Origin of the sequence: Luteococcus sanguinis (assembly GCF_039527675.1) — a bacterium.
In the GTDB taxonomy this organism is placed as follows: domain Bacteria; phylum Actinomycetota; class Actinomycetes; order Propionibacteriales; family Propionibacteriaceae; genus Luteococcus; species Luteococcus sanguinis.
The window spans coordinates 163,813-173,916 of sequence record NZ_BAAAKI010000001.1; the positions used below are offsets into that span (position 1 = coordinate 163,813).

Annotated in this window: 7 protein-coding genes; 3 read left to right on the top strand and 4 right to left on the bottom strand. The window is 68.0% G+C overall.

The genetic code is table 11. The annotated features are described in order from the left end of the window. Positions 1 to 54 precede the first annotated feature (54 nt). Positions 55 to 573 carry a signal peptidase I gene (lepB, locus tag ABD089_RS00825; protein WP_343884247.1) on the bottom strand — a complete coding sequence of 173 codons (519 nt, stop codon included), beginning with the start codon at positions 571 to 573 and terminating at the stop codon, positions 55 to 57. Further along, on the bottom strand, positions 476 to 1,063 hold the full coding sequence (locus ABD089_RS00830) for a DUF6448 family protein (RefSeq protein WP_343884248.1): 588 nt from the start codon (positions 1,061 to 1,063) through the stop codon (positions 476 to 478). The genes lepB and ABD089_RS00830 overlap by 98 nt, the downstream gene beginning before the upstream one ends. Positions 1,064 to 1,172: 109 nt before the next feature. Here ABD089_RS00830 and ABD089_RS00835 point away from each other — a divergent pair, with 109 nt between their 5' ends. Both ABD089_RS00835 and ABD089_RS00840 read left to right on the top strand, forming a co-directional pair. Then, positions 1,173 to 1,862 carry a Crp/Fnr family transcriptional regulator gene (locus ABD089_RS00835; RefSeq protein ID WP_343884249.1) on the top strand — a complete coding sequence of 230 codons (690 nt, stop codon included), beginning with the start codon at positions 1,173 to 1,175 and terminating at the stop codon, positions 1,860 to 1,862. A gap of 569 nt (positions 1,863 to 2,431) precedes the next feature. Then, a complete protein-coding gene (locus ABD089_RS00840; RefSeq protein ID WP_343884250.1) occupies positions 2,432 to 4,492 on the top strand; it encodes a bifunctional metallophosphatase/5'-nucleotidase in 2,061 nt (686 codons plus the stop codon). A gap of 150 nt (positions 4,493 to 4,642) precedes the next feature. On the opposite strand, the gene ABD089_RS00845 is transcribed toward ABD089_RS00840, so the two are convergent. Both ABD089_RS00845 and ABD089_RS00850 read right to left on the bottom strand, forming a co-directional pair. Next, positions 4,643 to 7,828, bottom strand: a complete 3,186-nt coding sequence (locus ABD089_RS00845) for a GH92 family glycosyl hydrolase (RefSeq protein WP_343884251.1) — start codon at positions 7,826 to 7,828, stop codon at positions 4,643 to 4,645. Between the two features lie 82 nt (positions 7,829 to 7,910). Further along, a complete protein-coding gene (locus tag ABD089_RS00850; RefSeq protein ID WP_343884252.1) occupies positions 7,911 to 9,398 on the bottom strand; it encodes a DUF2079 domain-containing protein in 1,488 nt (495 codons plus the stop codon). A gap of 484 nt (positions 9,399 to 9,882) precedes the next feature. Between ABD089_RS00850 and ABD089_RS00855 the strand changes: the two genes are divergently transcribed. Continuing rightward, positions 9,883 to 10,089 (top strand): cold-shock protein, encoded by a 207-nt coding sequence (locus ABD089_RS00855; RefSeq protein ID WP_343884253.1) that lies wholly within the window; start codon positions 9,883 to 9,885, stop codon positions 10,087 to 10,089. Positions 10,090 to 10,104: the final 15 nt, after the last annotated feature.

Here is a 10,104-nt window from a genome sequence, read left to right on the forward strand (position 1 = left end):
ACGGGACCTCATGGTCGGCGGGAATTTGCTCGAAGAAGTCCTCAGTGCTCTCGGTCACCGGTTCACGATAGGCGCGACGCCCAGCACGCGCCCCTGGATGGCCGAGGACGGGACGAAGGGTTCGGCCCAACTTCGGGAATCCGTGGAGACGGAGCGGTTGTCCCCCACCACGAACCAGTGCTCCGGGGGCACCGTCCACGTCTGGACGAAAGCACCCGGGACGCGAGGACCATCCAGCTCGACGTCGTTGACCCGCAGCCGTCCCGACTCCAGCTCCACGATGTCGCCGGGCCCGGCGACAAGGCGTTTGACCAGCCGGGGACCGGCGCCGAGGTGCAACGCCACGACGTCCCCGCGGCGGGCACGGCCCCCGACGGGCAGGGTCATGACGACCCTGCCGTCCGCAAGCGATGGTTCCATCGAGTGACCCCGGACCAGAAGCAGCGGCCGCCAGCGACGAGGCCGACCCGTGACCTCAGTGCGCATGGACGTTCTGGTTGCCGTGGTCGTGATGGGCATCCCCGTGGCCGTGGTCGTGGTCTTCCCCCTCGGCGTACTTGAAGTAGGAGACATAGGCGGCGACGAAGTCACGTCCGGCGGCAACGTCGTTCGGGTCGAAGCCACGCTTCGACCTGGCCACCTCGAAGCGGCGGACGAGTTCGTCGCGGCGGCCGGCGGGAACCAGGGCGCGCAGCGGCTCGGGGTCACCGGTGTCCAGGGCCCGGTCGGCGGCCACGACGACGGGTTCGATGTGTGCCCCAGTGGGGGCGATGCCCGTGAAACCCACCCCTTCGGCCATCCGGTGCACCCGGACGAGGGTTTCGAGGAAGAGTCGGTCGGCGATCACGCTGGCCTCCGGGCTGAGCGTGCGGACGCGCTGGCCCAGCTCGAACACGGCCCGCACCTCGGGCTCGCCGCTGGCCGGGATCCACTTGAGGGCGTGGTTGAGGTTCCCGGTCTCCAGGGCGCGACGCCCGTCGGTGACGGCGGGACCGTCGGTGGTGTCGCAGTGAGCCTCGGCGACGGGGATGAGGCGGTTCAGGTGGCTGATGAGGTTGGACATCTTTCTGGGTTCCTTTCGGTTGCTGGTGACACCCAAGCTAGGAGCGACTGGGCGCCGCCGCCTTGTCACATGACAAGTGCCCGGGTGCGGCATCTGTCAGGCTGGAACCATGCGCGACTTGCCCGTGGTCCAGCCCGTGGTACACACCTGCGTGCGCCACGTTCCGGTCTTTGCGCGGCTGCCGCAGGACGAACAGGACGCGATCGGTGCCCTGGCCCGGCCACTGGGCGTCCGGGCGGGGGACTTGGTCTTCCATGCCGGTCACCGCACGGCGCGGCTGTTCGTCGTCCACCACGGAGCGCTCCGGGTCGAACGCACCACCGCCGGTGGACAACGGCGTTTGCTGCAGTTGGCCGAGGCAGGCAGCGTCGTCGGCGAACACGCCTTCCTGACTGGTGTACGGCCCGACGTGGAGGTGCAGGCCGTCACGGACGCCGAGGTGTGCGTGTTGCGTCATGACGACCTGGCCCAGCTCGTGTCGGCCAGGCCCCGGATCGCGCTGGCGCTGCTGCGCTCTGTCACCGGACGGCTGGAGGACGCGGAACGGCGGCTGGGCCTGTTGGCGCTGGAGGTGCCGCAACGGGTCGGTACCTTCCTGCTGGACCAGCCCGTGGAGCCGGGTTCCGATCCTGGCCGGGCGACGGTGAGGTTGCCCTGGCCCAAACGCGACGTCGCCGCCTATCTGGGGACCACCCCGGCTTCTTTCAGCCGGGCGCTGCAGTTGCTCAGCCGGCGCGGCGCCATTGCCGTGGACGGTGACTTGGTGCACCTGTTGGACGTCGAGGCACTCGAGGGCTGAGGAACTCGGTCGCCGGGTGACCAGCCTCGGCAGGCCACTGCGGGATCGACTCGGTGGCCCTGGGTGCAGTCGAAGTTGATGGCGAGCTCGTCCCCCAGGGACGGTGTGGGCTGGCCTGCTTGGCCCCCATCAGCGGGAAGGGGCAGACCTCGCCGCCGGTTCCAGGATGTGGTTTGCCGTGGTGGTTCTCCTTGGTGTGTACGGAATGCGGTTGGGTGTGGCGTTGATCGGACGGGTTGATGGGTCAATGGTGCCGGTGTCTACGGAGCATGGGTCTTCCCCTTCGCGGGGTGTGGATGAATCCATCGGTGGCATGTCCGATGGACATGCGAGCTCGCGTCCATGACGCGGACGATGCCGATGGCGCGCCGCGTCCCCACCGGTGCGGGAATGGCGCCTTGGGTCGTGATCCGGGGTTGCGTCGGCGCCTTCGGGAGCCCGTGAACGTTTGGCGAACTGGCACCCTGCCGCTTGCCATGATGCGCTTCGATCAGCGACCGTTGGCAGTGACCTGCGGCCCTCCCCACGGTGCCGTGGAAACCATCCGTGAACCACTCACAGGAGTAGCCATGACCAAGCCCGGACTGGCCAGGGCGGCCGCATCACTTGCCGCCGCCGCCGTCTTAGCCACCGCCGTCGGAACCGCCGACGCAGCCACCAAGACCAACCCCGGCTCGAAGGCCCCGGTTGCGTGCACCGACCACACCGCCCAGCTGTCGCTGCTGAGCTTCAACGACTTCCACGGACGCATCGCCACCGCGAGCCCCGACACCGTCGCCTTCTTCGGGACGATCGAGAAGGAGCGCGCCGCCGCTGGCGAGGGCAACAGCCTCGTGCTGAGCCAGGGCGACAACATCGGCGCCTCGCTGTTCGCATCCGCCGTGCAGGACGACAACTCCACGATCGACATGCTGAACGCGATGGACATCGACTCGTCCACGATCGGCAACCACGAGTTCGACAAGGGCTTCGCCGACCTGACCGGTCGCGTCGAGACCCGCTCCGACTTCGGCTACCTGTCGGCCAACCTGTACAAGACGGGCACGACCGAGCCCTACTTCCAGCCCTATGAGATCTTCGACCGTTCGGGCGTGAAGGTGGCCGTGATCGGCGCCGTGACCGGTGACCTGAAGTCGCTGGTGGCCCCGGACGTGTTCAACAACGTCGACCTGGTCGACCCGGTCGAGGCGGTCAACCGCTACGCCGCCCTGCTGAGCGACGGCAACCCCTCCAACGGTGAGGCCGACGTCATCATCGCGTCGTACCACGAGGGTGCCGCGGTCAGCGAGCCCAAGACGCTGGCCGACGCCACCGCCTACGAGGCCTTCGACTCGATCGTCAACGAGACCTCCCCCGAGGTGGACGCGATCCTCACCGCGCACACCCACCAGAGCTACGCCTACACTGCGCCGGTCCCCGGCACCGACCGCACCCGTCCGGTGGTCGAGTCGGGCTCCTACGCCGCGCTGGTTGGCAAGACCGTCCTGACCATCGACACCACGCCCGTCACCACGACCAGCAAGGGCAAGGGCAATGGTAAGAGCAAGGGCAAGGGCAAGACCATGGGCGAAGGCCTCGCTGGCACCGTGTGCTCTTTCACCACCGCGAACCTGCAGCCGGTCGCGAGCACGCAGGTCGCCGGTCTGGTGGCTCAGTACCCGCGCCTGGCCGAGGTGCAAAAGCTCAACACCGACGCGATCGCACAGGCGAAGATCGTCGGCGAGCGCGTCATCGCGTCCTCGACCGCCCCGATCACCCGCGGTGTGAACGCCAATGGGACGCTGGACAACCGCGCCGTGGAGTCCACCGCGTCCGACCTGGTCGCGCAGATGTTCTACGACACGCTGAGCAATGGCGACGCCGACTTCATCGGTGTGCAGAACCCCGGTGGCACCCGGGCCGACCTGCCTGCCGGTGACATCACCTACGCCGCCGCCGCGGCCGTGCTGCCCTTCGCCAACACGCTGATGACCACGCAGATCACCGGCGCGCAGGTGAAGACGATGTTGGAGCAGCAGTGGCAGACCAACGCCGATGGCACCATCCCATCGCGCGCCTACCTGCAGCTGGGCCTGTCCGAGAACGTCACCTACACCTACGACGAGACCCGTTCGATCGGTGACCGGATCACCTCGATCTCGGTCAATGGTGCGCCGATCGACGCGGCCAAGCGGTACACGGTGGGTTCGGGCAACTTCCTGATCACCGGTGGCGACAACTTCCGCGTGCTGGCCCAGGGCCAGAACACGCGCGACACGGGCGCCTCGGACCTTGCCGCGTGGGTTGACTGGCTGACCGCGCAGGGCACCGTCTCCCCCGACTTCGCCCGTCAGGCCGTCTCGGTACAGGGCCCGACCACGCTGACCCGCGGCACCTCCGCCACCTACAGGGTGGGCGTCCCGGCCGGTCTGCAGGCCGACACCCTCGACATGAAGTCGACCGGTGCCGTGGCGAACACCTCGCTGGTCGCCACCATCGGCGGCGTCGAGGTCGGCACCGCGTCCGTCACCAACGGCCAGGCCACCATCACGGTGACCGTCCCGGCCACGGCGGCCGCCGGTTCGGCCACTCTGGTGCTCACCGCCCAGCCGTCCGGCACCACAGTCACCCTCCCGGTGACGATCGCCTGACCCGTTCACGCTGAAAACATCGACTCGCACTGAACACGGCGACCCCCGAACTGGGCTGGCTTCAACGGTCCTGTTCCGGGGGTCGTTGCGTGTTGTGCATGCGCGATCAGTCAGGGGATGTGTGACTCGGCAACGAGCAGTGCGCGGCAGTCAGTAGACCTCAACCTGCGAAAGGTGGGTGGCAGCCGTCGCGCGCAACCGCAGGCCGGTGATCGGGGCCGGCGGCAGCAGGTAGGCGCGGGTCTGGTCCGGGTGCTGGGGGGCCTTCGGGACGAGATCCGTCGGCACCCAGCAGCCGTCCGACTGGACCTCGACCGTGAGCGCTGGCGCGGCGGCCTCGGGGGTGGTCAGCGTCAGGAAGGACGGTGTGAACTCCTCGCGCCAGTGGAGTTCGACGACCTCCTCGGGCGCGAGCTCCACCGAGCGCTTGCCCCGGTCGTCCACCAGGCACGGATGCCCGACCAGCTTCGCGTCCCTGGACCTGTCACCCTGCCAGGAGCGCAGTGAGCCGTCCGGTGTCCGACTGGCGGAGAAGGGACGCGTCCCACGCCCCCAATCGCTCGGCTCGGGCCCCAGCTCGAACTCCAGCAGGCAGTCGCCCTGCATCACCGCCACCGGGATCGTCACCGCGTCCCACGGCTTCCCGTTGACGCGCAGCGACTGGATGTAGCGGTGTTCAACGCCATTGGCTCGCACCTCGAGCCGAGTGCCGTTCGACCGCGTGAAGGCGAAGCGCTCGAACAGCGGGCTGGTGATTGCCCATTCGCCACCGCCCACGAACAGCGGGAAGAGCCCCATCGCGAGGCAGAGCCAATAGCCGGACATTTCGCCGTTGTCCTCATCGCCGGGATAGCCCTGGCCGATCTCGGACCCGACGAACTGCTTGTCCAGCAGCTCGCGCGTCAGCCACTGGGTCTTCCACGGCTGGCCCGCGTGCAGGTACATGAAGGGGATGTGGTGCGCGGGCTGGTTCGAGATCGCGAGCTGCCCGAGCCCCGCGGCCTGCGCCTCGTTCATCTCCTGGGTGTTGTAGGTGTAGGTGCCGTACATGCTGGGACGGGTGACAGCGGGCGTGGTCTGCATCTCGTCGATCGCGGCGGCCAGGGCGTGCTCACCGCCAAGAAGTGCGGCCAGCCCCGCGCCGTCATGGGGCGCGTGGAAGCGCTGCCCCCAAGCGGAGGTCTCGGTGTAGTCATGGCCCCACTGGGCGGGGTCGAAGTTCTTGGGGTCGACGCGCCAGCTGCCGTCGGGCTTGCGTCCGAGGTAGAAGCCGGTGCGGGTGTCGAGGCACAGCTGGTGGGCCAGCGCTCGATTGGCGAACCAGACGGCGTTCGCGGCGAACTCGTCGTGACGGGCGAGGAGTTCCGCTTCGGCGAACCCTTGGACAGGCTCGGGGAACGATCGAGCTGCCAGGCGCGCAGACCACAGGCCGATGCCAGCATCGCAGTTGGCATTGTCCATGGTCCAGGCCAGGCCCTCCTCGGTGTCGGTGTCGACGTAGCCGACGAAGCGCGCGCGGCCGATCCCCTTGCGGCCGGTCAGCACGTCGTCCGATGGCCGGGTGGCATTGAGCAGGGCCGAGTCGTAGGCGTCCAACTCGTCGCGCAGGCAGGCGAAGGTGCCCTGGATCGAGGCGTCCGCGAAGACCGCGTCCGAGCTCGTGCCCGGCATGCAGTCCACATAACCTGGCGCCGACCAGCGGGCCAGCCAGCCGCCGTCGCGGTACTGCTGCAGGATGCCGGTCAGCAGTTCCGGCGCCTTCTCGGGTGTCAGCAGCGAGTACAGCGGCCAGCAGGTTCGGAAGGTGTCCCAGTAGCCGTTGTTGACGCTCAACATCCCGTCCACCAGCTCGCACCCGGTGTGGGACGGCGTGTGCAGCCCACCCCGACGGAAAGGGGACGCATAGCCCCAACGCCCCTCGGGGCGCGTGTCATCGACCAGCCACTCGTGGTGGTCGTTGGGCCAGGAGTACAGCGCCGCCAGGTTCGACCAGGCATTCGTCCGGTCGTCGAGGGTGCCGCCGTCGATCTCCAGCCGTCCCAGCAACTCGCGCCAGGTCTGCTGCCCGCGCCCGGCGATGTCGTCGAAGCTCGCGTCGCCGACCTCGCGGCGCAGGTTCTCCCGCGCCTGGTCGACCCCGATGAAGCTCATCGCGGCGCGCAGTTCCAGCGTTGGAGCCTCAGTCTCCAGGATCGCCGCCTGCGGACGCGGCACCGGCAGCCGCACATTGCGCCCGAACCATGAGTTCGACAGCCGACGGCCGCGGATGGTGATGCTGTCCAGGGGCGAGCGCGTCTCCCAGGCCCGGAGCACCTTCACGGGCGCGGAGGTCTCCCCGTAGACATAGGCGGGCGGCTGCGGACGGTGCGAACCGGCCGACCAGCCCTCCTGCGGAGCGATCGCCGCGCGGAAGGCCAGTCGCCCGTCGGGGAGTTCCTCGGTCGACATCGTCCCGAGGAAGGGCTGGTCGAGGATCACGCCGTGGCGGGTCTCATGGTCGTCCCAGCTGAAGGAGAACACCCCGGCGCGCGAGGTCGGCGTCATCTCACACGTGATGCCTCCCTCCAACCGCACCCGGTAGTAGTGCGGACGATCACACTCGTCCCCGTGGTCGAACTCGCGCGCCCGGCGCATCGGCGTCACCGACGGTCGATCGGTCTGCCAGGCCATCACCTGGAAGGCGGATCGGTCGGCTATCCAGGGCGAGGGCTGGTGACAGAAGGCCAGCGCCTGCAGCTTCGGACGAGGCCCACCGTCGCGGTGGTAGCCGTAGAGCCAGTTCCGGTCGCGCGCCTCGGTCAGGGGCACCAGGAAGTTGAATCCCTGGGGCAGGCAGGTCAGCGGCAGGGCATTGCCGCGCGAGTACAGGAAGGCCGAGTGGGTGCCACGGGTGGTACGCACCCGGTCGACCACGTCGGGTTCCTCGGCCGGGGTCGGGGCCGCCCCGAGGGTCTGGAACCAGCCCGACCCGTTCTGCCCGTCCGGGCTGAGCAGCCGGACCTCGCCGACGTGCTCACCGGCCAGGGGCGACAGGTCGAGCCGCAGCAGGTTCCAGTTGTCGGCGACCAGACATTGCCTGGTTCCGTCGATGGGGTGCCCGTGCTGGTCGTGCAGGGTGTGCACGACGCCGTTGACGACGAACTGGACGCCCAGGTGGCAGCCACCGAAGTTGGGATCGGGAGAGGTGTCGGAGGTTGAGTCGTGCTCGAGGTCGGGGAAGACCGCGAACTCCCAGACCGTCCCCGGCTCGACGTCGAACCCCTCCGCGATGCGCACCGAACCGGGACGCTGACGAAAAGCCCACACCGGGCCGGTGCGCAGGCCCGTGCCCGGCATGGATGCCATCGGACGCGTGGGCCCCGGGCTCGGGACGATGGCTGGGCCGAGGCTTTCCATGGTGACCTCCGGGGTCGGCCCGTCAGGGCGAGGTGGGAGTGCAGTCCTGCGTGGGGCCAGCGTAGTCAGGGCGTTGCAGCATGATCAGCGGGCCGCTGCTGGCAACCTGTGTGTAGCCACGGGCCAGCGCGTCGGCCTGGATCTGCTGCGGGCTGGGCAGCGGGTACCCGACCTGCTTCTGGGAGAGGTCGAGGACGATGAAGTCGCTCATCCGTCTGGTCAGGGTCGGCAGGGTGACGCGGTTGCTCCGGGTCAGGTGGGGAGCCAGTCGGTCGTCCACCTCGACGCACGTACCCGCCGGGACGAGCGCCACCATTGCCTGTTGGTCCCGCATGATCGGCTTGGTGTGCCAGGCCGACCAGAACAGCCGGATGAGGGGCGTGTTGGTCATCCGCACCGCGGGGTCGATGACGGGGACGACGACCATCATCGCGGCCATCGCCGTCGCGGCGATGCGCCTCCAGTCACGCGCTGCATTCGGCAACCGTCCGATGGTGTCGACCGCAGCGAACAGCAGGATCAGGAAGATCGGAGCGTTGTAGTGGAACTGCGTGGTCCACAGGTGCGTCCGGCTGGACAGGAAGCGCTGCGCCAGCAGCGGCAGCGTCACCAGCGCATAGGGCGACCCCAGCGGCAGGAAGGCGAGCGGCAACAACAACCACACCAGGGTGAACGACTTCACCCATGGTGTGAAGAAGATGCCTGCGGTGCGCAGCGGGTGGCTGAGGATGAACCGGATCGCGCTCGGGGCATCAGGCCCCAGCGCGTCGTAGGTCCAGTAGGCGAACTCACCCGAGGGCGCGAAATGCGGCAGGACGACCGTTGTGACCAGGACGAAGACGACCGATCCGATGGCTGCCAGGAAGACGGCGAGGCCGATCGTCCGTCCCCAACGCTGCGGAACGCCCGCGCGGGCATCTCGCCAGGCCAGCAGTGCCCGGACCACGCCGAGCAGCAGCACGACCATGCCCATGTCCTCCCGCACCAGCAGTAGCGGCAGCGCTCCGAGCAGCAGGCGCCGGTCACTGCGCCGGTCCAGCCCGTCGAGCGCGATGGCCAGCAGCGGCATCGCGAAGGCGATCTCATGGAAGTCGAAGTCGATCATCCGCTGCACCGGCCAGGCCAGCGCGTAGCCGAGCGTCACCACCAACGTCCGCCAGCCGTCGCCGAGATGTCGCCGCACGAAGCCATGGACGACGGGGATGGAGGCGGCCACCAGCACGTCCTGCGCAAGGACGAGCATTCGGGGGTCGTCCCAGACCCAGTACAGGGGCGCCAACAGCGCGAGGACCGGGTGGAAGTGGTCGCCGAGCAGGTTGTAGTTGTCGCCCTTGAGCGCGACATAGGGGGGGTTGAAGTGCGAGTACTGCCGCACGGCCTGGTCGAAGATGCCCAGGTCGTAGCCGGCTGTGAGGAACTGCGGGTAGCGGGTCATCGTGTAGACGACGTAGAGCGCCAGCACAGCCAAGGTCAGCCACCAGACGCGGGGCACACGCGTGGACGGGGTCACGAACTCTCCTCCGATCGGGGCGGCGCCAGCCTAGCGGGGCAGAGGCTCCACAATTTTTCGGCCTGAGTTTCGTTGGAAGCAGAGGTTGCGCTTTCCATTTACCCCACGTCGTAGCGCCGGCGACGAAAGTTGATCGTGCACAAGGAATCAGGCCGCACCTGTTCCGCAAAGTTCCGAACTGATCGACATGCCGTTGACTACGTACGATGCGCTGCATGATCGGTGCGAGCAGAGCTCGGCAGATCCAAAAGGAGGGGAATTTCCTAGCGGCACGGGTTGGGCCATTGTTCACGCTGGCCAGCCCAGCCGCGCTGGCACCTGACCCAACACACTGGTAGTGTCGACACAAGTTGTTGTACTTGTTTAGATCTTGCACGAGGTACCACCGGTCCCGCCGGACCTTGCTGGAGGGCGCAGGAGGACAACAGCCCCTCATGGGGTCGTCACAATGGCGACTCCGCAACACATTAAGGAACACCGCATCATGGCTACTGGCACCGTCAAGTGGTTCAACGCCGAAAAGGGTTTCGGCTTCATCGCTCCCGAGGATGGCTCGGCCGACGTGTTCGCGCACTACAGCGCGATCCAGACCAACGGCTTCAAGACGCTGAACGAGAACGACCGCGTCGAGTTCGAGGTCGTGCAGGGCCCCAAGGGCCTGCAGGCTGCTGACATCCGCGTCATCAACTGACCCCCACTGTTCTCC

Excerpts from the sequence above, each read along its gene's own strand:
- ABD089_RS00830 (WP_343884248.1), bottom strand. The coding sequence starts at position 1,063 with ATGTCCAACCTCATCAGCCACCTGAACCGCCTCATCCCCGTCGCCGAG.
- ABD089_RS00855 (WP_343884253.1), top strand. The coding sequence starts at position 9,883 with ATGGCTACTGGCACCGTCAAGTGGTTCAACGCCGAAAAGGGTTTCGGC.
- ABD089_RS00835 (WP_343884249.1), top strand. The coding sequence starts at position 1,173 with ATGCGCGACTTGCCCGTGGTCCAGCCCGTGGTACACACCTGCGTGCGC.
- ABD089_RS00840 (WP_343884250.1), top strand. The coding sequence starts at position 2,432 with ATGACCAAGCCCGGACTGGCCAGGGCGGCCGCATCACTTGCCGCCGCC.
- lepB (WP_343884247.1), bottom strand. The coding sequence starts at position 573 with ATGTCTCCTACTTCAAGTACGCCGAGGGGGAAGACCACGACCACGGCC.
- ABD089_RS00845 (WP_343884251.1), bottom strand. The coding sequence starts at position 7,828 with ATGCCGGGCACGGGCCTGCGCACCGGCCCGGTGTGGGCTTTTCGTCAG.